Source organism: Pseudoalteromonas sp. 1_2015MBL_MicDiv (assembly GCF_002407505.1).
In the GTDB taxonomy this organism is placed as follows: domain Bacteria; phylum Pseudomonadota; class Gammaproteobacteria; order Enterobacterales; family Alteromonadaceae; genus Pseudoalteromonas; species Pseudoalteromonas fuliginea.
In genome coordinates, this window is record NZ_CP012737.1 from 1,906,804 (window position 1) to 1,932,204 (window position 25,401).

General features: G+C 40.4%; 23 protein-coding genes and 2 pseudogenes. 15 read left to right on the forward strand and 10 right to left on the reverse strand.

Features of this window, described 5'->3' with window-relative positions:
• Window positions 1-8: 8 nt before the first annotated feature.
• The 6 genes from AOR04_RS08610 to AOR04_RS08635 are packed head-to-tail and all read right to left on the reverse strand — an operon-like array spanning window position 9 to window position 6,984.
• Window positions 9-905: a hydroxymethylglutaryl-CoA lyase gene (locus AOR04_RS08610; RefSeq protein WP_096793055.1), complete on the reverse strand. Its 897-nt coding sequence runs from the start codon at window positions 903-905 to the stop codon at window positions 9-11.
• Window positions 905-2,908 carry an acetyl/propionyl/methylcrotonyl-CoA carboxylase subunit alpha gene (locus tag AOR04_RS08615; protein ID WP_096793056.1) on the reverse strand — a complete coding sequence of 668 codons (2,004 nt, stop codon included), beginning with the start codon at window positions 2,906-2,908 and terminating at the stop codon, window positions 905-907. The genes AOR04_RS08610 and AOR04_RS08615 overlap by 1 nt, the downstream gene beginning before the upstream one ends.
• 8 nt (window positions 2,909-2,916) lie before the next feature.
• Window positions 2,917-3,687: an enoyl-CoA hydratase/isomerase family protein gene (locus AOR04_RS08620; protein WP_096793057.1), complete on the reverse strand. Its 771-nt coding sequence runs from the start codon at window positions 3,685-3,687 to the stop codon at window positions 2,917-2,919.
• Between the two features lie 12 nt (window positions 3,688-3,699).
• A complete protein-coding gene (locus AOR04_RS08625) occupies window positions 3,700-5,307 on the reverse strand; it encodes a carboxyl transferase domain-containing protein (protein ID WP_096793058.1) in 1,608 nt (535 codons plus the stop codon).
• A gap of 10 nt (window positions 5,308-5,317) precedes the next feature.
• Window positions 5,318-6,493, reverse strand: a complete 1,176-nt coding sequence (locus AOR04_RS08630; RefSeq protein ID WP_096793059.1) for an isovaleryl-CoA dehydrogenase — start codon at window positions 6,491-6,493, stop codon at window positions 5,318-5,320.
• 56 nt (window positions 6,494-6,549) lie between these two features.
• Window positions 6,550-6,984 (reverse strand): MerR family transcriptional regulator, encoded by a 435-nt coding sequence (locus AOR04_RS08635; protein ID WP_096793060.1) that lies wholly within the window; start codon window positions 6,982-6,984, stop codon window positions 6,550-6,552.
• A gap of 330 nt (window positions 6,985-7,314) precedes the next feature.
• On the opposite strand from AOR04_RS08635, the gene AOR04_RS08640 reads away from it, so the two are divergent.
• The 7 genes from AOR04_RS08640 to AOR04_RS08670 all read left to right on the forward strand — a co-directional run bounded on the left by AOR04_RS08640 (window position 7,315) and on the right by AOR04_RS08670 (window position 15,079).
• Window positions 7,315-8,496 (forward strand): thiolase family protein, encoded by a 1,182-nt coding sequence (locus tag AOR04_RS08640; RefSeq protein ID WP_096793061.1) that lies wholly within the window; start codon window positions 7,315-7,317, stop codon window positions 8,494-8,496.
• Between the two features lie 129 nt (window positions 8,497-8,625).
• Window positions 8,626-10,116, forward strand: coding sequence for a CoA-acylating methylmalonate-semialdehyde dehydrogenase (locus tag AOR04_RS08645; protein WP_007376568.1), 1,491 nt, complete (start codon window positions 8,626-8,628; stop codon window positions 10,114-10,116).
• 162 nt (window positions 10,117-10,278) lie between these two features.
• The gene (locus AOR04_RS08650) at window positions 10,279-11,436 is read left to right on the forward strand and encodes an acyl-CoA dehydrogenase family protein (RefSeq protein WP_002961869.1); all 1,158 of its coding nucleotides are present in this window, start codon (window positions 10,279-10,281) and stop codon (window positions 11,434-11,436) included.
• Between the two features lie 10 nt (window positions 11,437-11,446).
• The gene (locus AOR04_RS08655; RefSeq protein WP_096793062.1) at window positions 11,447-12,238 is read left to right on the forward strand and encodes an enoyl-CoA hydratase; all 792 of its coding nucleotides are present in this window, start codon (window positions 11,447-11,449) and stop codon (window positions 12,236-12,238) included.
• A complete protein-coding gene (locus AOR04_RS08660; protein ID WP_096793063.1) occupies window positions 12,238-13,389 on the forward strand; it encodes an enoyl-CoA hydratase/isomerase family protein in 1,152 nt (383 codons plus the stop codon). Before AOR04_RS08655 ends, AOR04_RS08660 begins: the two co-directional genes overlap by 1 nt.
• Window positions 13,390-13,399: 10 nt before the next feature.
• Window positions 13,400-14,299 (forward strand): 3-hydroxyisobutyrate dehydrogenase, encoded by a 900-nt coding sequence (mmsB, locus tag AOR04_RS08665; protein WP_096793064.1) that lies wholly within the window; start codon window positions 13,400-13,402, stop codon window positions 14,297-14,299.
• 9 nt (window positions 14,300-14,308) lie between these two features.
• Window positions 14,309-15,079 carry an SDR family oxidoreductase gene (locus tag AOR04_RS08670; protein WP_096793065.1) on the forward strand — a complete coding sequence of 257 codons (771 nt, stop codon included), beginning with the start codon at window positions 14,309-14,311 and terminating at the stop codon, window positions 15,077-15,079.
• A gap of 251 nt (window positions 15,080-15,330) precedes the next feature.
• Here AOR04_RS08670 and AOR04_RS08675 read toward each other — a convergent pair whose 3' ends face one another.
• Entirely contained in the window at window positions 15,331-16,299 is a 969-nt protein-coding gene (locus AOR04_RS08675; protein ID WP_096793066.1) for an integron integrase, read from the reverse strand.
• Window positions 16,300-16,841: 542 nt separating this feature from the next.
• Here AOR04_RS08675 and AOR04_RS08680 point away from each other — a divergent pair.
• Window positions 16,842-17,336, forward strand: coding sequence for an arsinothricin resistance N-acetyltransferase ArsN1 family B (locus AOR04_RS08680; RefSeq protein ID WP_096793067.1), 495 nt, complete (start codon window positions 16,842-16,844; stop codon window positions 17,334-17,336).
• Between the two features lie 136 nt (window positions 17,337-17,472).
• Window positions 17,473-18,060 carry a CFI-box-CTERM domain-containing protein gene (locus AOR04_RS08685; protein ID WP_096793068.1) on the forward strand — a complete coding sequence of 196 codons (588 nt, stop codon included), beginning with the start codon at window positions 17,473-17,475 and terminating at the stop codon, window positions 18,058-18,060.
• Window positions 18,061-18,088: 28 nt separating this feature from the next.
• Here the strand turns inward: AOR04_RS08685 and AOR04_RS08690 are convergent.
• Window positions 18,089-18,474 (reverse strand): annotated as a pseudogene (locus AOR04_RS08690) (IS110 family transposase); the annotation flags it as partial.
• 81 nt (window positions 18,475-18,555) lie between these two features.
• On the opposite strand from AOR04_RS08690, the pseudogene AOR04_RS22135 reads away from it, so the two are divergent.
• The 4 genes and pseudogenes from AOR04_RS22135 to AOR04_RS08710 all read left to right on the forward strand — a co-directional run.
• Window positions 18,556-18,862, forward strand: a pseudogene (locus AOR04_RS22135) (hypothetical protein); the annotation flags it as partial.
• Between the two features lie 207 nt (window positions 18,863-19,069).
• The gene (locus tag AOR04_RS08695; RefSeq protein ID WP_096793069.1) at window positions 19,070-19,312 is read left to right on the forward strand and encodes a hypothetical protein; all 243 of its coding nucleotides are present in this window, start codon (window positions 19,070-19,072) and stop codon (window positions 19,310-19,312) included.
• Between the two features lie 132 nt (window positions 19,313-19,444).
• Entirely contained in the window at window positions 19,445-20,041 is a 597-nt protein-coding gene (locus tag AOR04_RS08700; protein WP_096793070.1) for a DUF6624 domain-containing protein, read from the forward strand.
• Between the two features lie 157 nt (window positions 20,042-20,198).
• Entirely contained in the window at window positions 20,199-20,624 is a 426-nt protein-coding gene (locus AOR04_RS08710; protein ID WP_096793071.1) for a retropepsin-like aspartic protease, read from the forward strand.
• 113 nt (window positions 20,625-20,737) lie between these two features.
• On the opposite strand, the gene AOR04_RS08715 is transcribed toward AOR04_RS08710, so the two are convergent.
• Together AOR04_RS08715 and AOR04_RS08720 are read right to left on the reverse strand one after the other, a co-directional pair.
• Window positions 20,738-21,772 (reverse strand): methionine synthase, encoded by a 1,035-nt coding sequence (locus tag AOR04_RS08715; RefSeq protein ID WP_096793072.1) that lies wholly within the window; start codon window positions 21,770-21,772, stop codon window positions 20,738-20,740.
• A 78-nt stretch (window positions 21,773-21,850) separates the two neighbouring features.
• Entirely contained in the window at window positions 21,851-22,828 is a 978-nt protein-coding gene (locus AOR04_RS08720) for a DUF1852 domain-containing protein (protein WP_096793073.1), read from the reverse strand.
• Window positions 22,829-23,440: 612 nt separating this feature from the next.
• Between AOR04_RS08720 and AOR04_RS08725 the strand changes: the two genes are divergently transcribed.
• Window positions 23,441-24,190 (forward strand): spermidine synthase, encoded by a 750-nt coding sequence (locus AOR04_RS08725; protein ID WP_096793074.1) that lies wholly within the window; start codon window positions 23,441-23,443, stop codon window positions 24,188-24,190.
• A gap of 136 nt (window positions 24,191-24,326) precedes the next feature.
• Window positions 24,327-25,340: a DUF5924 family protein gene (locus AOR04_RS08730; RefSeq protein ID WP_096793075.1), complete on the forward strand. Its 1,014-nt coding sequence runs from the start codon at window positions 24,327-24,329 to the stop codon at window positions 25,338-25,340.
• Window positions 25,341-25,401: the final 61 nt, after the last annotated feature.

Below are 25,401 nucleotides of genomic sequence, written 5' to 3' on the forward strand. Positions count from 1 at the left end.
AGCTCAGGTTATTTAGTGTGTAGTGCCACAGATACTTTGCTCACAGGTTGCTTACCAAGTGCTTTGGTTATTTCCCAGCCAGCGTCACTTAACCTTTGTAAATCAATTGAGTGTTCAATGCCAAGCCCTTGCAGTAAGTAAACGACATCTTCGGTGGCAACATTTCCTGACGCACCCTTAGCATAAGGACAGCCACCAAGGCCCGCAACTGCCGCGTCAACCGTTGCAATACCTAGGCTTAAAGCTGCGTAAATATTTGTGAGCGCTTGGCCGTATGTATCATGAAAATGCACGGCCAACTTGGTTTTATCAATGTGCGTTAAAAGTAACTCGATTAACTGCGTTACTTTTTTAGCGGTGCCAACACCTATGGTATCGCCAAGGCTTACTTCGTAACATCCTAAATCTAGTAGCTTTTGCGATACCTTGAGTACTGCTTGTGGGTTAATTTCACCCTCATAAGGGCAACCTAGCACACAGCTTACATAACCACGTACGCGAATATTATTCGCTTTAGCAAACGCCATTACTTCGCTAAAACGTTCAATACTTTCGTCTATTGAGCAGTTGATATTTTTTTGACAAAACGACTCACTTGCAGCGGTAAATATAGCAAACTCTTTAATGCCAACAGCGTGCGCTGCTTGTGCACCTTTTAAGTTAGGTGTAAGGGCGCTTAAATTTACATCGGGTAAATCTAGCGCTGATATTACATCCGCTGAGTCTGCCATTTGTGGCACCCACTTAGGGGAGACAAACGCACCAGCTTCAATATCTTTTAAACCTGCAGCACTTAGGGCGTTAATAAGCGCTACTTTATCGGCTGTGCTTACTGTTTTTTCGTTTTGTAGGCCGTCTCGCGCGCCAACTTCAACAATACGTACTTTACTTGGAAAGGCACTCATTATGCACCTTCCTCAGTTGTATCTTCGACAATAGCAAGTAAGGCTCCATGCGTTACTAGTTCGCCCTCACCAAAACAGTAGCTTTTTAAAATGCCGTCGTGTGGTGCGTTAAGAGTGTATTCCATTTTCATGGCTTCGATAATAACAACCGCATCGCCTTTGGTAATTGTGCTACCAATGTCAATTAAGTGTTTTACTACCGTGCCATTGAGTGGGGCGGCAAGTGGCAGTGCTTCGCTTTCGTGCGAACTAATATAATGTTTATCAACTAGTTCAAGCTTAGTTTGCAGTGCTTTATTCATAACAGTGACAATATTGCCAACAGTATTATTACCTACAGTAGTTACGTGCGCGCTATGTTTTTCGCCGTTAATAAATACACTGCAAAGATTATTATTTAATGTGCCTTGTAGGTTAAATACATGCTTGTTATGCGTAATATTATAGCCCGCTGTGGTTTTTATAGCGCTTAGCTGTAAATCGGCAAAAGGGATTTTAATTGCTTGTGGTGCATTTAGTGTAAAACCACTCAGTTGTTGCCACGGGCTTGCACTGTTTGGCGCATTTTGGGTGTTAGTTAACGATTCTAAATATGCAAAAGCACCAATAAGCTGACTTGCTTGCAATAACGATTCGTTAACCGCAACTAACGAGTCACCTTGCTCTGCAATAAAGTGTGTACTTGGCGCACCCTGTTTAAAGGTAGGGTGGCTTGCTAAATTATGTAAAAAGCCAATGTTAGTGCTAAAACCCGCTAAATTAAATTGCTCAAGAGCGTGTTGTAAACGGCTCAGTGCTTGTTCGCGAGTGTCGTCGTGCACAATAAGTTTTGCAATCATCGGATCGTAAAACGGGCTGATTTCGTCGCCTTGTGCAATGCCTGTATCAATGCGTAAAAATTCGCTGTTAAGCGGTGTGTGTAGTGCTTCAATAGTTCCCGAGCACGGGATAAAGTCGTTAGCTGGATCTTCTGCGTATATACGCGCTTCAAAGCTATGACCCTGCAATTGAATATCGCTTTGTGTCAGTGGCAGTGTTTGCCCACCCGCAATATTAATTTGCCAGTTGACTAAATCTACACCGGTTACCATTTCGGTCACAGGGTGTTCTACTTGTAGGCGCGTGTTCATTTCCATAAAGAAAAATTCATCGCCACACAGTAAAAACTCAACCGTACCCGCGCCTCTATAATTTATAGCCAGTGCACAACGTACAGCTGCTTCACCCATTTCTTTGCGTAGCTCGTCAGATAAACCCGGAGCAGGGGCTTCTTCAATTACTTTTTGATGACGACGTTGCAAAGAACAATCACGATCGCCTAAATAAACACAGTTGCCATGGTTATCTGCAAATACTTGCACTTCAACATGGCGAGGCTGGTTTACGTAACGCTCAAGTAATACTAAATCGTTACCAAAACCGGCAATGGCTTCACGTTGCGCACCTTGTAATGCGCTCATAAAGTCTTGTGCTTTTTCAACCACACGCATGCCTTTACCGCCGCCGCCAAAGGCCGCTTTAATGAGTACAGGGTAGCCAATTTTTTCAGCTTCACTTTGTAAAAAAGCAGGGTCTTGTTTATCACCATAATAACCTGGTACTAATGGCACATTAGCAGCTGCCATTATTTCTTTAGCGCGGGTTTTAGACCCCATTGCTTCAATGCTACTTGCTGGTGGTCCTACAAAAGCAATGTTATTAGCTTCGCAGGCTTTAGCAAATTCGCTGTTCTCAGATAAAAAACCATAGCCAGGGTGAATACAATCAGCGCCGCAGTCTTTGGCAACTTGTAAAATTTTGTCTGCTACTAAATACGAATCTTTACTTGGCGCAGCACCAATATGGTAAGCCTCGTCAGCAATTTTTACGTGCTGGGCATGTTTGTCTGCATCAGAATAAACTGCGACCGTGGTTAAGCCCATTTTTTTTGCGCTACGCATTACACGGCACGCAATTTCTCCACGATTGGCAATCAGTATTTTTTGTAATCGTTGTGTGTTCATAATCAATCCTACAGTTGCCAAGCGGGTGAGCGTTTATCAAAAAAAGCACTTAGCCCTTCTTGACCTTCTTCAGATACGCGAATTTTTGCAATACGTTCTGCGGTAAGCTCAATGAGTTCATCGGTTATTGGTTTATTTGCTACATCGTTAATTAATGCTTTTGCGGCTTTTACTGCAACAGGTCCGTTATCAATCAGTGTTTGCAGCATATTATCGAGTGCACAGTCTAAATTACCGGTTACTTGATGAATTAAACCAAGTTGTTTAGCAGTATGTGCATCAAACACTTCAGCCGTTAAAAAGTACCTACGAGCAGCACGCTCACCAATGGCTTTAATGACGTATGGACTAATAACCGCCGGAATAAGGCCCAGTTTTACTTCGCTTAAACAAAATTGCGCATCGTCTTTACTAAGGGCTATATCGCAGCAGGCAATTAAACCCAAAGCACCACCAAAAGCGGCACCTTGCACAGCACAAATTGTAGGATGCGGGGAGCTTGCCAAGACCTGCATTAATTTAGCTAATTGCATTGAATCAGCTAGGTTATCGGTGTAGTTGTTATCAGCCATTGATTTCATCCAGGCTAAATCGGCGCCTGCTGAAAAGTGTTTACCCTCTGTTTTTAAAACCAAAGCACGAATATCAAGCGTATTTGCATGTTCAATACACTGGATCAGCTCATGTATTACTTCGCTGTTAAATGCGTTTCTTTTTTCTGGGCGACTTAACACAAGTACAGCCACATTAGATTTTGTTATTTGTAGTGTTACTGACATTTTGCGCTCCGGTTACATTCTAAATACGCCAAATTTCGAATCACGTTTTGGTGCGTTATTCGCAGCTGTTAACGCAAGACCTAATACATTACGCGTATCGGCAGGGTCTATAATGCCGTCATCCCACAAGCGTGCACTTGCGTAATACGGATGACCTTGCTCTTCGTACTGATCAATAATTGGCTTTTTAAAATCACTGATTTCTTGCTCGCTCATGCTTTGGCCTTTACGTGCTAAACCATCTTGTTTAACTTGCGCCATTACACCGGCTGCTTGCTCGCCGCCCATTACCGAAATACGAGCATTAGGCCACATCCACATCATGGTGGGTTCAAATGCGCGGCCACACATACCGTAGTTACCTGCGCCGTATGAGCCGCCAATAAGTACTGTGAATTTAGGCACATCAGCACACGAAACCGCCATCACCATTTTAGCGCCGTGCTTAGCAATACCTTCAGCTTCGTATTTTTTACCCACCATAAAGCCGGTAATATTTTGTAAAAATACTAAAGGAATATTGCGCTGAGCACACAGCTGAATAAAGTGCGCGCCTTTTTGCGCCGACTCACTAAATAAAATACCGTTATTAGCTACTATGCCAACAGGATTGCCGTAAATACTGGCAAAGCCGGTGACCAGCGTTTCACCAAAGTAACGTTTAAATTCATCAAATGATGAATCATCCACTGTGCGCGCTATTACTTCGCGTACATCAAACGGCTTTTTAAGGTCGGTGCCTACAATGCCGTAAAGCTCATTAATATCGTAACGGGGTGGTTTTACATCATCTAGAAGAGGGGCCGTAGGGCGTGTGTAATTAATACGCTCAATACATTGGCGCGCAATAGACAGCGCATGAGCATCGTTTTCAGCGTAGTGATCGGCAACACCCGACACTTTACAGTGCACATCGGCACCGCCAAGCTCTTCGGCGGTTACTTCTTCGCCCGTTGCTGCTTTTACAAGCGGCGGACCGGCTAAAAATATAGTGCCTTGATCTTTTACAATAATGCTTTCGTCTGCCATAGCAGGTACGTACGCACCACCTGCGGTACATAATCCCATTACCACGGCAATTTGTGGAATGCCTTTACCCGACATACGGGCTTGATTGTAAAAAATACGACCAAAATGCAACTTATCTGGAAATACATCATCTTGCTCAGGCAGGTTAGCACCGCCCGAATCTACAAGATAAATACACGGTAAGTGGCAGCGCTCTGCGATGTCTTGTGCGCGTAAATGCTTTTTAACGGTAAGCGGAAAATATGTACCGCCTTTAACCGTGGCATCGTTTGCAATAATCATGCATTCAACGCCTTTAACACGGCCAATACCGGCTACAACGCCTGCACAAGGTATTGCTTGTTCGTACACACCAAAGGCAGCAAATTGCGAAATTTCTAAAAACGGTGAGCCTTCATCAATTAATGTACTTATACGGTTGCGTACAAATAATTTACCACGGCCTTCGTGGCGCTCTTTTAATGCAGCGCCTCCGCCTTGGCTAATTGTTGCTACTTTACTGCGTAAATCATCCACCAGCGCTGACATATTTTTATGGTTTTGCACAAACGTTGGATCGTGAGGATTAACGCTCGATTTTAAAATCGTCATGGTTTAATCCTTAACGGCTTTCAGTGAAAAGTTCGCGGCCAATAAGCATGCGGCGTATTTCTGATGTACCTGCACCAATTTCGTATAATTTAGCGTCACGAAGAAGACGGCCCGTTGCGTATTCGTTTATGTAGCCATTGCCACCTAAAATTTGAATCGCATCAAGTGCCATTTTAGTTGCAAGCTCAGCTGCGTATAAAATTGCACCAGCGGCATCTTTACGGGTCGTTTCACCACGGTCACACGCTTTAGCTACCGTATATACGTATGAGCGGGCAGCATTCATTTGTGTATACATGTCGGCTACTTTGCCCTGAATTAACTGAAATTGACCAATCGGGGTATCAAACTGTTTACGCTCATGAATGTACGGTACAACTATGTCCATACACGCTTGCATTATGCCAAGCGGGCCCGCTGCAAGTACTACGCGTTCGTAATCAAGGCCACTCATAAGTACTTTAACGCCTTCGTTTAAGTTACCTAAAATATTCTCTTCTGGCACTTCGCAGTTTTCAAATACTAGCTCACAGGTGTTTGAGCCGCGCATGCCCAGTTTGTCGAGCTTTTGCGCTGTTGAAAAACCAGGAAAGTCACTTTCAACAATAAACGCGGTAATGCCTTTAGCACCGGCGTTTAAATCTGTTTTAGCGTAAATAACGAGAGTGTGTGCGTCTGGGCCGTTGGTGATCCACATTTTGTTGCCGTTTAAAATGTACTTATCGCCTTTTTTTTCGGCTTTGAGTTTCATCGATACAACGTCAGAGCCCGCATTAGGCTCGCTCATTGCAAGAGCACCAATGTGCTCGCCACTAATAAGCTTAGGTAAGTATTTTTCTTTTTGAGCTTGTGACCCGTTACGGTTAATTTGATTAACACACAGGTTTGAATGTGCGCCATAGCTTAAGCCAATAGATGCACTAGCACGGCTTATTTCTTCCATAGCAATAACATGTTCTAAGTAACCTAATCCTGCGCCGCCAAGTTCTTCAGATACGGTCATACCTAGTACGCCCATTTCGCCCATTTGAGTCCAAAGTTGATTTGGAAAAGCGTTATCTAAGTCCGTTTTTTCAGCAAGCGGGGCAATCTCCTGACTCGCAAAACTGTTTACGTGGTCGCGGATCATATCGGCGGTTTCGCCAAGGCCAAAGTTCATTTCTTTATATAGTGAAATAGTGCTCATGATTCATTCCTGTATGACGTGTGTGTTGTCAGTGTGTTGTTATTTTAAAAATAAACTTACTCGTCTATTTTATTAAGCGTGTCTCTGCAGCGGCGCTCGGCCGTCACCAACTCCATAAGAACAACTTTAATGTCGTCCATTTGTTGAGATAGGTCTGCTTTTTTTTCTGAAATAAGGTCAAGCATAGTAACCAGCTGCTTTGCGCTTGATTTATCTGCGTCGTACAGTTCAAACAAACGACCGGTTTCGGCCAATGTAAAGCCCAATCGTTTACCACGTAATATTAGTTTTAAACGCACTTTGTCGCGTTTTGAATAAATACGGGTTTGTCCATTACGTTCTGGAGTTATTAGCCCTTGGTCTTCGTAAAAACGAATAGAGCGGGTTGTAATGTCAAACTCTTTAGCGAGTTCGCTAATGCTAAATGTTTGTTCATTACTGGCCGGTATATTGGCTGAGCTTGCAAAGTTTGTTTGATTATCTGGTTTCATAGTTGTATTTGCCTCATTCGAATAACTCCAATATAAGTGAAGTTTACGTAAAGGTAAAGCTTGGTGTGATTTGAAACTATTTATAAAGGGATGTTTAAGCGAGGTATTGATTTATATTATTAATATTCAATGGGTTATTTTTATTTTGTCAGTGTAGTCTAACCGATGGAAAATAATCCTTACACTTATAAAACTAAAAATTAAGCTGTTTTTAGTTGACGTTGGCGTAAACGTTAGTATTGTGTAAGGGTATTAAACAATAAATGAATACTAAATTAATAGAGCAAATATACTAACAACTATTTGCATATAAATACAATGGAGTTAGTTATGACTTTAGAATCAGTGGTAATTGTAGCAGCAAAACGCACCCCAATGGGTGGTTTTATGGGAGCGTTAAGTGATGCGCAGTCTACCGAGCTTGGCGCTACCGCTATTGCCAGCGCACTTGCACAAACTGGTTTAGCTAATGATGCAATAGACGAAGTAATTATGGGCTGTGTATTACCAGCAGGCCTTGGACAAGCACCCGCACGCCAAGCAATGTTAAAAGCAGGCCTTGCACTTAGCACTGGCGCTACAACAATTAACAAAGTATGTGGCTCTGGTTTAAAAGCGGCCATGCTTGCAAACGATTTAATTAAAGCAGGCTCTATTCAATCTGCTATTGCCGGTGGTATGGAAAGCATGACAAACGCACCGTACTTTATTCCAAAAGCGCGTGGCGGAATGCGTATGGGTCACGGCGAAATAAAAGATCACATGATGAGCGATGGCCTTGAAGACGCCTACGACAACAAAGCAATGGGTTGTTTTGCACAAGACACCGCCGACGAATACGGCATTGGCCGCGAGCAAATGGATGCGTTTGCATTAGGCTCATTAAGTAAAGCTAAAGCCGCGATACAAAATGGCAGTTTTGATGACGAAGTTGCACCTCACACGATGCAAACACGCAAAGGCGATGTAACAGTATCGATTGATGAGCAACCAGGTAACGCCCGCCCAGAAAAAATTCCTACCTTGCGTGCAGCCTTTAAAAAAGACGGTACTATTACAGCGGCTAATTCATCGTCAATTTCAGATGGTGGCGCAGCGCTTATATTAATGAGCGAATCAAAAGCAAAAGAGCAGGGCTTAACACCGCTTTGTAAAATTGTGGCGCACAGCACGCATTCTCAAAAACCAAGTGAATTTACAGTAGCGCCCGTAGGGGCTATGAACAGCGTGCTTGAAAAAGCAGGCTGGGCTGTAAACGATGTTGACCTTTGGGAAATTAACGAAGCATTTGCCATGGTAACCATGCTGGCTATTAACGAGTTAAAACTTGATGAAAGCAAAGTAAACGTTAACGGCGGTGCATGTGCATTGGGTCACCCAATTGGTGCAAGCGGCGCGCGTATTTTAGTAACGCTAATTCATGCCCTTAAAAACCGAGGCCTTAAAAAAGGCATTGCGTCTTTATGTATTGGTGGCGGTGAAGCGGTTGCTATGGCCTTAGAAGCTTACTAATTACAGTTACATCAATAGCTAGACGAATACTTACACGAATAACTATAAAAGCGCTGCACTAATAATACTAACAAAGCGGCGCTACCAATTTTAAAAGAGAACACACAACTCACACACTAGGATTTAATCATGCACCAAGTACCACTACTTATTAATGGCGAATTTATTCAATCAGCATCAAAAGAGCTTATCGATGTTATAAACCCAGCAACTCAAGAAGTACTTGCACAAGTGCCATGTACCACAGAATCAGAAATGGACGCAGCAATTGCCTCTGCCTCTGAAACGTTTAAAACATGGAAAGACGTACCCATTACTGAACGTGCTCGCATTATGATGAAGTACGCGGCGCTATTAAAAGAACATCACGATGAGCTTGCTACCATTATTTGCCACGAATTGGGTAAAACGTTTGAAGATGCAAAAGGCGATGTTTGGCGTGGTATTGAAGTAGTAGAACAAGCAGCGAACGCACCATCATTAATGATGGGTGAAACAATGGAGAACGTAGCGCGTAAAATCGACACGTATTCTTATATGCAGCCACTTGGCGTATGTGCGGGCGTAACACCATTTAACTTCCCTGCAATGATCCCCCTTTGGATGTTCCCGCTGGCTATTGTGTGTGGTAACACCTTTATTTTAAAACCGTCTGAGCAAGATCCACTTACACCAATGCGCTTAGCAGAGCTATTTATTGAAGCCGGCGCACCAAAAGGCGTATTACAAGTTGTTCACGGTACAAAACCACAAGTAGACCGCTTACTAGAAGATAAAGCAGTGCGTGCTATTTCGTTTGTTGGCTCGTGTGGTGTAGGTGCTTATATTTATTCTAAAGGCACACAAAACCTTAAGCGCGTGCAAGCGTGTGTTGGCGCTAAAAACCACATGGTTATTATGCCAGATGCAAGTAAATCGCACGTTGTAAATAACCTAGTAGGCGCATCGGTCGGTGCTGCTGGCCAGCGTTGTATGGGTATTTCGGTTGCTGTATTTGTAGGTCAAGCAAGTCAGTGGGTAGATGAAATTAAAGCAGGCTTTGAAAATGTACGCCCAGGTGTGTGGGATGATGCAAACGCGGCATACGGTCCACAAACATCAAAAGCAGCAAAAGCACGTATTTTATCACTCATTGCTGGTGGTAAAGAGCAAGGCGCTACTTGTTTAATTGATGGTTCTGACTTTACGGTTGAAGGGTATGAGCAAGGTAACTGGGTTGGCCCAACGTTATTTACCGATGTAACCAAAGAGATGGATTTATACAAAGAAGAAATATTTGGTCCAGTACTGGCGTGTATGTTTGTAGACACGCTTGATGAAGCAATTGCACTTATTAACGACAGCCCTTACGGTAACGGCACATCGTTATTTACCTCAAGCGGCGCAGTGGCTCGTAAATTCCAACACGAAATTGAAGTAGGCCAAGTAGGTATTAATGTGCCAATTCCGGTGCCACTTCCGTTCTTTTCGTTCACTGGTTGGAAAGGCTCATTTTATGGCGATACACACACTTACGGTAAACAAGGGATTCGTTTTTATACAGAAACTAAAACGATTACATCACGTTGGTTTGAAGACGACATTGCGTCGGGTCCAAACATGAGTATTAACTTAAAATAATCGTAATTAAAAAATGAGTAAATAAAAGAATAATTAATAAAAAAGATGGGCGCGAAGGCTACTTCACACACAACACACACATAAGCCTTCGCCGCTCGTCACAAACTATCCCTGTGACGGGAAACACTAACAACACAACTAACACAATTAAAGAGGTCTACCATGGACTTTAACTTATCAGAAGATCAACAAGCCTTTGCTCAAACAGCACGCCAATTTGCCGAGTCAGAACTTGCGCCCCATGCAGCAAAGTGGGATCGCGAACATATTTTTCCTAAAGACACGATTAAAGCTGCGGGCGAGCTTGGTTTTTGTGGTTTATACACGCCAGAGGAAGCAGGCGGCCTTGGTTTATCTCGTTTAGATTCGAGCATTATTTTTGAACAACTTGCTATGGGCTGTACCGCAACAACGGCTATGTTAACCATTCATAATATGGCTACCTGGATGGTAGCAAGTTTTGGTACCGATGCCGTTAAAGACAAATACGTAGAGCAATTAGTAATGGGCGAGTTACTTGCCTCTTACTGTTTAACAGAGCCAGGCTCGGGCTCAGACGCCGCATCACTTAAAACCAAAGCCGTGCTTGAGGGCGATGAGTACGTTATTAATGGCTCAAAAATGTTTATATCGGGCGCTGGCGAAACCGAAGTATTAGTGGTAATGGCACGTACAGGCGGCGAAGGCGCTGCGGGTATTTCGGCATTTGTAGTGCCTGCCGACGCAAAAGGCGTTGAATATGGCAAAGCAGAGGAAAAAATGGGTTGGAACGCACAACCAACACGGCTAATTAGCTTTGAAGATGTACGCATTCCTGCGCATAACTTATTAGGCGCAGAGGGAGAAGGCTTTAAATTTGCGATGCAAGGCCTAGATGGCGGCCGAATTAACATTGCCACATGTTCAATTGGTACAGCGCAAGCGGCGCTTAATACAGCCCGTGAATATTTAAAAGAACGTACACAATTTGGTAAGCCATTGGCTGCGTTTCAAGCATTGCAATTTAAAATTGCCGATATGAACACCGAACTTGTAGCTGCGCGCCAAATGGTAAGGCTTGCTGCATTTAAACTTGATAATAACGACGTTGAAAAAACCACTTACTGCGCCATGGCTAAACGCTTTGCTACCGATGTTGGCTTTACTGTGTGTAACGACGCACTGCAAATTCATGGTGGTTACGGTTACATAAAAGAATACCCGCTTGAGCGCCATGTACGTGATGTACGCGTTCATCAAATTTTAGAGGGCACTAACGAAATTATGCGTGTGATTATAGCGCGCCGTATTTTGGCTGAGTCTGCAAGCGACGTTTTATAAGGAGCAATGTATGTCAGAATCTAAATCTAATCCGAGTATTGAACTTACAACCGAAGGTCATGTTGCTATTTTAACGATGTCTAATCCGCCAGCAAACACCTGGACAAAAGACACCCTAGTTGATTTAAAAAACAAAGTTAACGCGCTTAATAATAATAAAAATATTTATGCATTAGTACTGACTGGTGAAGGTGAGAAGTTTTTTAGCGCAGGTGCCGACCTAAACGTATTTGCAGGTGGCGATAAAGGCGTTGCCGCCGATATGTCGCGTGTATTTGGTGAAGCGTTTGAAGCACTGACTAATTTTAGAGGCGTGTCGGTTGCTGCCATTAACGGTTATGCAATGGGCGGTGGCTTAGAGGTTGCACTTGCGTGCGACGTACGTATAGCGGAAGAACAAGCACAAATGGCGCTTCCTGAAGCTAAAGTTGGGTTATTACCGTGTGCGGGTGGTACACAAAATTTAGCATGGTTAGTTGGCGAAGGCTGGGCAAAACGCATGATTTTATGCGGTGAGCGCTTAAAAGCCGATAAAGCCCTGCAAATTGGCTTAGTAGAAGAAGTAGTACCACAAGGCGAAAGCTTTTCAGCGGCATTAAAACTTGCCAACCAAGTAGCCGATCAAAGCCCTACCTCAGTAGCTGCGTGTAAAACATTGATTCAAAAAGGGCGTCATCAACCAATGGCAAGTGTATTGCCTCTTGAACGTGAATTATTTGTTGGTTTATTTGATACCGAAGATCAACAAGAGGGCGTAAATGCATTTTTAGAAAAACGCCGCGCTAACTGGGTAAACGGCTAATGAGTGCTTTAACATTATTAAATAGCGCCGATGAGCCCGTGGTATTTGAAACCGCAACCGCAGAAAACGGCAGTTTAATAGGGCTTATTACACTCAACGCGCCAAAAGCGTTAAATGCACTTAATTTTGAGATGATCAAGTTACTTGAACCGCAATTGCGAGCTTGGCAAGACGATGATGCTATTGCAATGGTGTTGTTAAAAGGCGCAGGCGATAAAGCATTTTGTGCTGGCGGCGATGTTGTAAGCCTTCATCATGCAATGGCGCAAGGTAAACCAACAAGCTTAGTTGAAGAGTTTTTTACGCTTGAGTATAAGCTTGATTACCTTATTCATACCTTTGATAAACCAATCCTCGTTTGGGGTAACGGCATAGTAATGGGCGGCGGTTTAGGGCTAATGGCCGGTGCTAGCCACCGCGTTGTTACAGAAACATCACGCATTGCCATGCCAGAGCAAACCATAGGTTTATACCCTGATGTAGGCGGCAGTTACTTTTTACATAAAATGCCACAAAGTGTGGGGCTATTTTTAGGGTTAACGTCGGCATCAATTAACTGCGACGACGCGCGTTTTGTATCACTTAGTGATCACTTTATCGACAGCACTAAATATGATGCCATGCTTGCACAAATTTCAGCAGCTAAATGGGGCAAAATCGCAAGCTTAAATCATGAGCGTTTAACTAAGTTATTAACCGATTTAGACAACCACTCTGCGCGTATGCCAAAAGGCAATATAAAAGCTAATTTAAAAACGATTCAAAAGCTGGGTGAGTTTACAACCTTGCAGGAGCAAGTTGATTATATTTTAGGGCTAGCTACTGACGATAAATGGTTACAACGCGCCCAAAAGTCACTTAAACACGGATGCCCACTAAGCTGCGCACTCGTTAGTGAGCAATTAAAAACAAGTAAAGGCAAAAGCTTATTAACGTGTTTTAAAATGGAGCTGGGTATGTCGGTGCGTGCTGGCGAAGTAGGTGAGTTTCAAGAAGGTGTAAGGGCGTTATTAATAGATAAAGACGGCGCGCCTAATTGGCAGTACAAAACTCTTAGTGATGTACCACAAACAATAATCGACAGCTTTTTTGCTAATCGCTTTGGCGAAAACCACCCACTCAATGGCTTAGACACGCCAACACACAAATAAAGGAAAGACGATGACTAAACTCAATATTGGTTTTATCGGCTTAGGTAATATGGGCAGCCCAATGGCGGCTAACTTAATTAAAGCTGGACATACTGTGAGTGTGTTCGATTTAAACCAGTCGGTCGTAAATGAACTTGCAAGCAAAGGCGCAAAAGCAGCAGTTGATGCAAAGCAGTGCGCAACCAATGCTGACGTACTTATTAGTATGTTACCTGCAGGCAAGCATGTTAAATCGCTGTATTTAGGAAATAACGACGACAGCGGTTTGATTAATGTGCTGAGCAAAAATACATTAGTAATTGATTGCTCAACAATAGATGCAGAATCAGCACGTATTGTAGGCAGTACACTTGGTAAACAAGGCATAAGCTTCGTGGATGCACCGGTATCGGGCGGCGTTGCAGGCGCAACTGCTGGCACTCTTACCTTTATTGTAGGTGGCGAAAAAGCAGCGTTCGATAAAGCAAATACAGTGCTTAGTGATATGGGTAAAAACATATTTCATGCAGGCGATATTGGCGCAGGGCAAGTAGCAAAAATATGTAATAACATGCTACTTAGCATTTTAATGGCAGGCACCAGCGAAGCACTGCAAATGGGTATTAACAACGGCCTAGATCCTAAAGTACTTAGCGACATAATGACCGCAAGTTCGGGCCGTAACTGGACGCTTGAACTTTACAACCCTTGCCCAGGTGTAATGGATACAGCCCCTGCAAGCAACGATTACAAACCTGGCTTTATGGTCGATTTAATGGCTAAAGATTTAGGCCTTGCCATGGAAGCCGCGCAGCAAAGTAATTCATCAACCCCTATGGGGTCAATGGCTAAAAATTTATACACTATGCTACAGTACCAAGGTGCGGGTAGTGATGACTTTAGTGCCATTTTTAAACTGTTTTCAAAGTAGGAGCAACGCGTGGAAATTAAAAATAACACGGTAGTAATAACCGGCGGCGCACAAGGTTTAGGCTTTGCAATGGCGCAAAAGTTTGCACTTATGGGTGCTAACATTGCTTTAATAGATATGGCACAAGATTTATTAAACACCGCATGCGAAGAACTCACACAGCTTGAAGATGTAACTAGCAATATTAAAGGTTATGCCGCAAACGTAACAAATGAGAGCGAAGTAGAAACCGTATTTAATACCATTAACAGCGATTTTGGCCACATTGGTGTGCTTATAAACAACGCCGGTATTTTACGCGACGGCATTTTTATAAAGGCTAAAGACGGCAAAGTCGTTAAAAAAATGTCTCTTGAGCAATTTCAATCAGTTATTGATGTAAACCTGACCGGTGTGTTTTTAGCAGGGCGGGAAGCTGCAAGCCACATGATTGAATCAGGCAAAGGCGGCGTTATAGTTAATATGTCGAGCGTAGCGCGCGCAGGTAACATAGGCCAAACAAATTACGCAGCATCAAAAGCAGGCGTAGTGGCCCTTACCACCACATGGGCTAAAGAACTTGGCCGCTTTGGTATACGTGTAGGCGCTATTGCACCAGGTGTAATAAGTACTGCCATGACCGACGCCATGAAGCCTGAAGCCAAACAACGTATGCTCGCAGTAACGCCAGTAGGGCGCTTAGGCGAAAGCGACGAAATTGCCCATACTGCACAATACATAATCGAAAATGACTTTTTTACAGGCCGCGTGGTAGAAATAGACGGCGGCATTCGTTTGTAAACCGAACTGGATTAAGGTTGATTAAAAAAGCATGGCTGTTTTGGGCTGTGCTTTTTTGTTTTAAATCGGGGAGTTTATAATATTGAAAAGGGCTGATATTGTCGTTGGCAATTTGCTATAAAACATGAGTAGGATACCCGTTGAATTAAAACGTAGAACATTTTAGCGTTCTAAATAACTCATTAACTGCGTTAAAAACTTCTCATATAGACAAACAATATAACTAAATTTTTGCCTTGTTACTGAGATATTTATAATCTTGAAAAAGGGCTAATAACACCGTTGGCACCTTGTTGTAGTACATGGGTATATATTTGTGTAGTACGCACGTCACTGTGCCCAAGTTGTGTTTGTACTGTGCGTATATCAGCGCCGCTTTGCAGCAAATGCGTAGCGAATGAGTGGCGCAAAGTATGTGGGGTAACGTGTTTGTTAATTTCGGCTTTTGTTGAAGACAGTTTAACTGCCTTTCTTACCCCTGAATGATCTAAGTGATGACGTCTTATTTCTCCTGTTTCAGGGTCTGTACTTAATTTATGTGATGGGAACAGAAACTGCCATTGTAATGACTTATTAGCGCTTGGGTATTTTTTACTAAGTCGATAAGGCATCCATACACCGGCGTACGCATTATTTTTTAAATCTAACTGTAAATATTCATCAACCTGAATTATTTGATTTCTTAGCATTGGTATTAATTCTTCAGCAAGTGTCACAATACGATTTTTATTACCCTTGCCGTTCCAAATGCGTATGTTTTTATAGTCGAAGTCAATATCATGAACTCTTATTTTTACTGCTTCCATCAGCCGTAAACCACTTCCATATAGCAGGCTTGCTATCAAATAATGTCGCTTATTTATATTTCTAAAAAATAGCGATACCTCATTTTGTGTAAGTACGACAGGAAGTTTCTGTTGACGGTTACTTTTGATGAAATTTAAATCTAATGAAAGCTCATTCTTGATAATATGTTTATATAAAAAAGCAAGTGCATTTAAAGCGGTTGCTTGTGTTCTCGCTGCCACTTTTTTAGTAACTGTTAAGTGATTTAAAAATATTTCTACTTCATTATTGCCCATACTGGTAGGGTGCCGCTTATTATGAAAATGGATATAGGCAGTAATCCAAAAGACATAAGTTTCAATAGATTTTTTAGCATAATGATGGCTATACATATAGTTGATAATACTATTAAGGAAAGGGGACTTAGTTTTCATTTTAAATCTCAATTAGCTGTATTTATATACAGTATTGGCGTTTTTCCTCCTAAGTCAAGAAATGAGGACGTTTTCCTCTTTTCTGCATTTTAATAAAAGAACAGCCTGACTTAAAGTTTAAAGCTGGCAATGTGTTACAGGATTTGTTATTAATATGAAAAACAATTAAGGGGACATACATTGCTCATAAAAAGAGGAAAGTGTCCTCTGATAAAGCTGTTAGCAGTCTTATTCAGTTTGTATAAATCAGGGATTGGTTTTTAGTAAAAGGTTTTACGTTTCACTTTACCTTTACCAAATTCGAATTTACTTTACGTTAATCGTTTAATGCTGTTTTCTTAGCGTAAATTTTTAAGTAAAGTGTATTAAAAATAGTGAGTTGTATTTTTCGTTAGTTACAGCGGTAAACCGCAAACGTTTAACTTACACAGCTAACAAGGCAAATCAGCAGGACTAAAAACAGCTGGCTATTGCTCGTACCTCGCTATTTTAGCCAACAATTTTTAGCCTCTGTTTGAGGCGTTAGGCTTTCAGGAGGCATTGTGATTCGTAATGCGGTTGGTAAGGATGCTACTTCTATTGCTGAAATATATAATCATTATATTTCAGATACTGTTGTTACATTCGAAACAGAAATTATAAGCTCTGAGGATATTCTCAGTCGTATATCTAAAGTTCAGTCCGATGATTTACCGTGGTTAATTGCTGAAGATGCTTCAGGAAAATTAATTGGTTATGCTTATGCTACCAAATGGAGAGAGCGATTCGCTTATCGCTTTTCAGTCGAGGTTACTGTTTATTTAGCACCAACATTTATCCGTAAGGGTATAGGCTCTCAGCTTTATGATGCTTTATTCTCAGAGTTGAAATCTCGTTCTATTCATTCTGTGATTGGCGGCATTACATTGCCTAATCCCGCTAGTGTCGCACTTCATGAGAAATTTGGATTAGAAAAAGTAGCTCATTTTAAAGAGGTAGGCTTTAAATTTGAACAATGGAAAGATGTCGGTTATTGGCAAGGTGTATTAAAAGCCTAACAAGAAATTAAACAAGGACAAAAAACAGTTGGCTTTTGCTCCTTCGTCGCTATTTTAGCCAACTATTTTTTGCCTGTTAATTAGGCGTTATGTGCCCACCAAGTAATTGTGATTCAAACTAATATGGAGATTGATTTTGAGTTTTAATATAAATGTAGTTTGTCCTAAATGTGAAAAACAGGATATTCATTCCTTCATTGGTCCAAATAGGCAAAAAACTACATGTAAGAAGTGCTCAACAGACTTTCATTTTCTTTATGCCACAACAAGAGCAAAAAAATCTCGAGGTGATAGAAAATCAAATACTCGTGAGTTAGATATTCGTGTTTACTTAACAGATGGTTCTGAGGAGTATATTCAATTTTCAAAATCAGGTTGGGATGATATTGAATTAAGAGCAAAAGACGATGTTGTATTTTCTTTTTTAGGTGACAATGTCAGGGTTGTGCAAAATATTCAAATTGGATCATATACAAGCATATCAGTACCTAGTTGCTATATAGCAACATATGTATTTGGTGCGTATTCTTCTGAAGTTTCATTTTTAAGAAGCTGGAGAGATAATACATTAAATCCATCTATTCTAGGACGAATATTTGTCAAATCTTATTACTATATAAGCCCTATATTATTAAGGTTGTTAGGTAGCAATAAATTGTTTTCTAAAAGCTGTAAAGTCTTCTTAAATCGTATTTTAAAAAGGTTAGGCTATAAAGGCACATAACAACACGCCCTGAGGTGGACAGCAAGCGCTAAAGCTCACTTTCCACCGCAAATTTTAACAGCGGTGATCCCTTACTTTTCAATGCAGTTAAGTAAGTTGATTCATCATAGGGCGTATGTGTTTTCCAGCACCTAAATAGGATTCGTATCCACTTAAATGCTAATGATCTGATGATTGTATTATGAGGTTTTCCTTTGGCTTCTTGCTGCCAACTATCGTGGCCAAGTAACGATGCTTTTGCCCAAAATGAATAACGCACAGATAATCCATTCCATTCCACAAATGTTTGCCTTAAAATTTATTGCATGAGTATCGCCAGTGTATCCATTCCTTCCTCCCACTGCGTTCGGTATGCGTATTTTGTATGTTATCATCGCATTTATAACGGTCACAATTTGACCCCATAGCGGATAAAAATAATTAGGAAATTAGGATGGTGCCCATACTAATTTTTACGAAAAAAGCCAGTAAAAACAGTGTGATGGGTGTATTGTTATAAATAATGAATCACGTAAAAACTGAGCTATGTAGACAAAGTGAAAGTAAAAATAGACAGCCCAATCGGGCTACGATAGTGGTTTATTAAAGAATGGCAAACGACTCGGCTGTATTATACCAGCTTTCTTTTAAATAAAAAGCGGAACATTACAGTGAATAAAGGCATGAATAAACTGACCTTACGGGGTTAAGCGAAAGTGAATGTCTTTACTTTATTTTGTGGTAACTGAATTGCCTTGTTCATAATATAGAAAAGCTGCAAACACGATGCATTGAGAAGGATAAGCGTTTTTACCCTAAATAAAAGCCACTCAAACACCCGTATTTCCTTCTAAAACGTCAATTAAAACAATATCAAACACTTCTATATTTTGCGTAAAAATACAGTAATCAATTGAACCAAAATAGGAACTCAGCTATGGTTTGTTTATCAATAAAAACAAATAGAAACGAGTTAATCTACAGGCTCGTTAGGTACACATGAAATCTATTGATGTAGGCAAAAATATTTGTGATTGAATTAACTACTTTTGATCTTTGGCTTTATGTAATCCTTGGTATTACATTGTCGTTTGGTGGGTTCTTTGTATTTCACTACTATAACGCTTGGGCCAAACGGCAATTAGAAAGTACTGACTCATCATTTATTCGCGGTTCAGCGTTAGTTTGGTTTGTTAGTTTTGGTATTTCATTAACGGGGGTTGGTATAACTTATATTTTTGGTTTACCACTATTTAGTTTATATTTTGGCTAGGTGCAAAGTGTACCTAGCAAGCCAATAATGGTAAGGACGCAAAAAGCATGGCTGCGCTCGTACCTCGCTAATTATAGCCACGCATTTTTCGGCCCATATCGGGGCGTTATATGTACAAGGAGAGTTCAGTTGATGCGTTATCTATTTTTACTGTTGATTATACCTTTTTATTCTTTTGCCGAAATTAACCTTCCTCTGCAAAAAGAACTAATTGAAATGGAAATTGAAGATCAACATATTCGAAATAAAATAGGAGAAGCTGGGTGGCAAAACCCACCTAAAGCACTCCTAGAACAAATGATGAAAATAGATGAGAGTAATACAGGAAAACTTAAAGCTATCATTAAAAAGCATCATTGGGTAACAAAGGATTTAGTCGGAGTTAAAGGAGTTGAAGCAGCATTTTTAGTCATTCAGCATTCACCTGATGTTGCATTTAAAGTAAAAATGCTTCCTTATTTAAAGCAATCATATTTGAATGGCGAAGGTGTTAGCGGACAACAAGTCGCTCTTTTAACTGATAGAGCTCTTATTGCACAAGGAAAGAAACAAATCTATGGTACTCAAGCTGACGTGAGTGAAAGTAAAGTTGTGTTTAGCCCTATAGAAGATGAAACTAATGTAGATAAACGGCGTGAAGAAATGAATATGCCCTCTTTAGATTTTTACTTAAAAATAATGGAAAAAATGTACGGGATTAAAGAACACCCTGAAATAGACTTGAATTAATGTACATATAACAACACGCTCTGAGGTGGACGACTAGTAAAATTTAGCTATTAATTGCAAATTTTAATAGTGGCGCTGTAAAGCCGCTAAATACGTCGATTCATCGTAGGGTGTATTCGTTTTCCAACACCTAAATACAATCTAACAAGGAACGTATATGAATTTATCTGAAGGCAAAACTGTAATTGAGTTTGAAATATCAGAAACAGGCCACCAAATTGTTGAAGCTAAAATTAACGGTAAATTGTTACGTTTTATTTTAGATACTGGCGCTGGAACATCTGTTTTAGACAGGGGATGCCTAAGTGAGTTAGGCATTGAAGAAAAACTCAATATTGAGAATGCGGCAGGCTTAGGCACTTCGGATCACGCTATGGGAGATATAGACGTTGATTCAATTGAGTTTGGAAATGCCTTGTTTGAAAGTCCTGGCTTTGTGTCACTTAATCTGGACCATGTTCAGGTAGCGGGTGGTGAAAAGGGAGTACATGGCTTGTTAGGCTCTCCCTTTTTTACTCAATACCAAGCAGTTATCGATTTTTCAAAAAATAGGTTGGAGCTTTTTAATAAAGAAATTAAATAACTAACCTAAACTTTGTGCTTTAAATTTTATCTAACGCACCATGTTTATGGATTTAACTATGGCATGGTGCGACAGCTGTTATTGTTTACAATTTGTATTTCAAAGCTACTTTTCTAGTTCTTTTCTAATAATTCTTTTCTTATAATTTCAGCCCCAGCGCTCAAGGCATTTAGTTTACCTCTGGCTATATGGTGAGGTAGTGGAGCCATGCCGCAGTTGGTACACGGGTAGAGTTTGTCGGCATCTACAAATTGCAGTGCTTTACGTAGCGTATTAGCTACTTCTTCTGGCGTTTCGATAGTGTGATTTGCTACATCAATTGCGCCTACCATTACTTTTTTACCGCGAATGAGTTCTAGTAAATCCATTGGTACATGCGAGTTATGGCACTCTAGTGAGATAATATCGATATTAGATTGCTGAAGCTTAGGGAATGCTTCTTCGTACTGTCGCCATTCAGATCCTAGTGTTTTTTTCCAATCTGTATTGGCTTTAATGCCGTAGCCATAGCAAATATGCACGGCGGTTTCGCATTTAATACCTTCAATTGCTCGCTCTAAACAGGCAATTCCCCAGTCGTTCACTTCATCAAAAAATACGTTAAACGCGGGCTCGTCAAATTGGATGATATCAACGCCGGCGGCTTCTAATTCTTTTGCTTCTTGGTTGAGAATTATGGCAAATTCCCATGCTAGTTTTTCGCGGCTTTTATAATGATCGTCGTAAAGCGTGTCAATCATTGTCATTGGGCCTGGCAATGCCCATTTTATTGGTTGCTTGGTTTGCTTGCGTAAAAATTTAGCGTCTTCAACAAACACAGACTTTTGACGGCTAACAGGGCCAACCACTGTAGGTACACTTGCGTCGTATCGGTCACGAATTTTTACTGTTTTACGTTTTTCAAAGTCAACGCCATTTAGGTGCTCTATAAATGTAGTTACAAAATGCTGCCTTGTTTGCTCACCATCGCTAACAATATCAATACCTGCTTGTTGCTGGTCAAATAATGACAAACGTAGGGCGTCGTGTTTTCCTTGGGTTAATTCATCACCTTGTAATTTCCAAGGTGACCAAAGTGTTTCTGGCTCTGCAAGCCATAAAGGCTTAGGTAAACTGCCAGCGGTAGATGTAGGTAGTAATTTTTTCATAATAAATAATGCCGTATATTTTAGTTAATTATTAAACGTAGCGTTAAGCGTGTTATTACTGGTTGTTACTATTAGTTGTTATGACAGATAGCGAGTAGAGAATTGCTCAAGAACTGTTTGATACGGCTTGATAAAATGCTCTTGTGCAAACTTGCCTTGCTCATTTGCTAACTTGCCGCGCTCTTCTCGGTCATACACAATTTGCGTTAGTGAGTGATCCAAGTTTTTTAAGTTTGGTTTATATGATTTACCCGCTGTTGCGTTGGCATTATAAATCTCTGGTCTGTAGATTTTTTGAAACGTTTCCATCGTACTAATAGTGCTTATAAGCTCAAGATTGCTGTAATCATTAAGTAAATCACCAAAGAAAAACAATGCTAAAGGCGCGGCACTATTTGGCGGCATAAAGTAACGTACCTGCAAGCCCATTTTTTTGAAGTATTGCTCAGTTAAAGACGATTCATTTGGCTCGTATTCAACGCCAAGTACCGGGTGTTGGTTTTCAGTGCGGTTGTAGGTTTTGTTATCTGACACACTTAGGCATATAACCGGTGGTTTTTTAAAGTTTTGTTTGTATGTATCCGAATTTACGAATGACTGAAATAGCTTCCCATGTAAAACCCCAAAGTCATCAGGAATGCTAAATTGAGGCTTGCCTTTATTGTGCTCTTGTAGAAGTACGCTAAAGTCGTAGTCGCGCACATACGATGAAAAGTTGTTTCCTACAATACCTTCAATGCGTTTATTTGTTTTATGATCAACAATATTTGTTTTTAATATTTCGATAGAGGGGAAGCTTTCGCCGCCATCTTCAATACCTATCTCAACAGAGATAATTTCAAGCTCAACAGCATAACGCTCACCTTTGGTGTTATCCCAATGGGCTAGGGCATTAAAACGGTTGTTAATCATGTTTAAGGCGTTACGCAAGTTTGCTTTGCGGTATTCACCTCTGGCTAAATTAGCAAAGTTGGTTGTGATACGCGTATTAGTTGATGGATGATAATTTTCGTCGAGTGAAACGCTCTTAATATTAAATGTAAAATCTTTTTTCATCGTGTTTATATCCAATTTTATAATTTAAACCTGATTGATGCTTTGCGCTTTATTAACCTTTTAACTTAGTGTGCTGGTTTGTTATTCAGCGGCTTTAAGTTTTTAGTAATAGTGTTTAGCGCTAAGGGATGAGTAATTTATACGTTGATTGGTATATGAAGAAAAACGGTTTAATTTCACATAAAACATGAGTCATATTCATTAATCATTATTGTTAGATTTGATTACGTAGCAGTTGACGAAAAAAAGGCACAAATCAGTAAAAATAACGGATGGGTGTTTAGCCGTTTAGACTTCTTTGGTGGTGGTGTGCACTTTATTCATGTTGAACATGAGGAATATTCAAAGGGGTTTTTTATAGCTATAACAGTACATTAGCCAAATTTCAGTATGTTAAGTCGTTGTTTTTACTAAGAGTCATCACTGGATAAGTTTTAATTAGCTATAAAAGCAGATACTTCAGCTCATCTAACCTAAATGATAAACCGACTTTTTTGAGTACGGATATAAATGCTTGTAAATTAATAAAAGCGTTATTAGCCATATTAGTAGCAATGGTAGTACGTTAACTAAGTTATACTCGTTTTTCATCACCTCACCTATTGAGTATTCGTGGATATCAAAGGCACTTGTATTGCATCAACTATTGATGAGCATGGCCCTGTTTATGTATATCAAACAAAAAAGAATCTAATTCTCAGCTTTGACGGAAAAATTTATCAAAGCTGTATTAAGTTAAATAATATTAATGGGTTAAGCTTAGCTTATACGCAAGCTATGATGGCTGCGCTTTTTTTTATACCCAATTTAAAAACCGTGATGATAATGGGACTTGGGGCGGGCTCTATAGCAAAAAGTCTTTATCATGCGTTTCCTGCACTGACCATACATACCGTTGAATACCGTAAAGCCGTGGCTGATATGGCTATAAAATATTTTGAACTGCCTGTGTCAGAACGTTTGTTTATTCATATTGATGATGCGGCAAACTACATGAAAAAAACGCAGATAAAAACGGATGTTATTTTTTCTGATTTATATAGCTCAGAAGGTATGGAGTCAGATCAAGTGCAATCATCCTACTTACGCGATTGTAAAAATGCGCTCACTTTTGATGGGGTTTTAGTACTTAATATTTGCCATACCAAAGTTGGGCAAAGAGAAGCGTTCGATCAACTTCTTGAGAAAGAATTTGCAGGAAAGATTCTTAGTTTTATTATTGAAGGCGGCAATAAAATTGTTTTTGCTTTTAACAATACAATGCCTGTACTTAGTGAGGATGAATTACTTGCTAAGGCTCACGCGTTACAAAAATTAATAAACGTACCAATGACGCGCTATGCTGGGCTTTTATTTAATTAAAAATGGTTAGTTTGATGTACTGTTAAATGGCGCGTTTAAATCCATCCGTCTATCTGTTGTTCATTTAAACTTAGTTAAACTAATCATACTCTGAATAAAAATAATAAAGTACGTACCCGTACGGAAACTCTCATACATGGATTACTGTAAAAATATAATCGCTAAATTTATAAGCGCGATGCAAAAGCGGCCTGGATTATTGGCTGTATTGGCGTTTTTGTCGGGCGTTGCCAGCTTTGCACTTGTAGATAGAAAAGAGTCTTTTTCGCAAGTTATTGCGATATTTTTACTTATTAGTTGGTTGTGGCTAATTATTGATAATTGGTTACGTGACAAAGTAGAAGAAAAATTTGGTGTGTCTGTATCTCCTAATGTAATGCGTTTTGCGCTACAAATGGTGCAACAAGAAAGTCTATTTTTTGCTTTGCCGTTTTTTTTAGCGGTTACGCAGTGGGATCATCCTCAAGCATTTTTTACCTCCCTCATTGTGTTATGTGCGGTTATATCGGTAATCGACCCCTTTTATTATAAGAAGCTTGCTAAAAACCGTACGCTATTTAGTGTGTTTCATAACTTTGCTTTATTTGTTGTTTTACTTGTTACCTTACCTATTTTGTTAAATCTTACAACAAGCCAAAGCTTAGCTGCAGCCCTTGTAACGGCTGTAGTGGTTACTCTTCCGAGTTTAAACAATTTAATGCCTAATGCACGCTGGTGGCGTTTTCCTATTCTTGTATTTATTTTATGTGCTTTGAGCACTGCTGTGTGGCAATTAAGAAGCTATGTGCCTCCTGCAGCGCTGCGATTAACCGATATTACGTTAGCTCATGAAGTTGATTTACAGCATAAAAAGCCAGTAGGGAGTATCAAACAGTTAGACTCTTATACACTGCATCATCAAGGTTTATATAGTTGGACTGCTGTTAAAGCACCAAGAGGCTTAAATGAAAAAATATTTCATGTGTGGCTTCATAATAAAGAAGAAGTTGATCGGATCACGTTAAATATAAACGGCGGGAGAGAGCTTGGTTACAGAGCATGGACCCACAAGGTAAATTTTCCTAGCGACTCTGTTGGTAAGTGGCAGGTAAAAGTAGTCACCGAATCAGGACAGTTAATAGGTTTAACGAAATTTACTGTTACACCTTAATTAACTAATCCGGCTGTATTTTAAACACATAGCTGATATAGTTTTTCTATTACAAACTAAT

Bases quoted from the DNA above. Each gene is read 5' to 3' on its own strand.
- AOR04_RS08610 (WP_096793055.1), bottom strand. From the start codon at position 905: ATGAGTGCCTTTCCAAGTAAAGTACGTATTGTTGAAGTTGGCGCGCGA.
- AOR04_RS08615 (WP_096793056.1), bottom strand. From the start codon at position 2,908: ATGAACACACAACGATTACAAAAAATACTGATTGCCAATCGTGGAGAA.
- AOR04_RS08620 (WP_096793057.1), bottom strand. From the start codon at position 3,687: ATGTCAGTAACACTACAAATAACAAAATCTAATGTGGCTGTACTTGTG.
- AOR04_RS08625 (WP_096793058.1), bottom strand. From the start codon at position 5,307: ATGACGATTTTAAAATCGAGCGTTAATCCTCACGATCCAACGTTTGTG.
- AOR04_RS08630 (WP_096793059.1), bottom strand. From the start codon at position 6,493: ATGAGCACTATTTCACTATATAAAGAAATGAACTTTGGCCTTGGCGAA.
- AOR04_RS08635 (WP_096793060.1), bottom strand. From the start codon at position 6,984: ATGAAACCAGATAATCAAACAAACTTTGCAAGCTCAGCCAATATACCG.
- AOR04_RS08640 (WP_096793061.1), top strand. From the start codon at position 7,315: ATGACTTTAGAATCAGTGGTAATTGTAGCAGCAAAACGCACCCCAATG.
- AOR04_RS08645 (WP_007376568.1), top strand. From the start codon at position 8,626: ATGCACCAAGTACCACTACTTATTAATGGCGAATTTATTCAATCAGCA.
- AOR04_RS08650 (WP_002961869.1), top strand. From the start codon at position 10,279: ATGGACTTTAACTTATCAGAAGATCAACAAGCCTTTGCTCAAACAGCA.
- AOR04_RS08655 (WP_096793062.1), top strand. From the start codon at position 11,447: ATGTCAGAATCTAAATCTAATCCGAGTATTGAACTTACAACCGAAGGT.
- AOR04_RS08660 (WP_096793063.1), top strand. From the start codon at position 12,238: ATGAGTGCTTTAACATTATTAAATAGCGCCGATGAGCCCGTGGTATTT.
- mmsB (WP_096793064.1), top strand. From the start codon at position 13,400: ATGACTAAACTCAATATTGGTTTTATCGGCTTAGGTAATATGGGCAGC.
- AOR04_RS08675 (WP_096793066.1), bottom strand. From the start codon at position 16,299: ATGAAAACTAAGTCCCCTTTCCTTAATAGTATTATCAACTATATGTAT.
- AOR04_RS08700 (WP_096793070.1), top strand. From the start codon at position 19,445: ATGCGTTATCTATTTTTACTGTTGATTATACCTTTTTATTCTTTTGCC.
- AOR04_RS08710 (WP_096793071.1), top strand. From the start codon at position 20,199: ATGAATTTATCTGAAGGCAAAACTGTAATTGAGTTTGAAATATCAGAA.
- AOR04_RS08715 (WP_096793072.1), bottom strand. From the start codon at position 21,772: ATGAAAAAATTACTACCTACATCTACCGCTGGCAGTTTACCTAAGCCT.
- AOR04_RS08720 (WP_096793073.1), bottom strand. From the start codon at position 22,828: ATGAAAAAAGATTTTACATTTAATATTAAGAGCGTTTCACTCGACGAA.
- AOR04_RS08730 (WP_096793075.1), top strand. From the start codon at position 24,327: ATGGATTACTGTAAAAATATAATCGCTAAATTTATAAGCGCGATGCAA.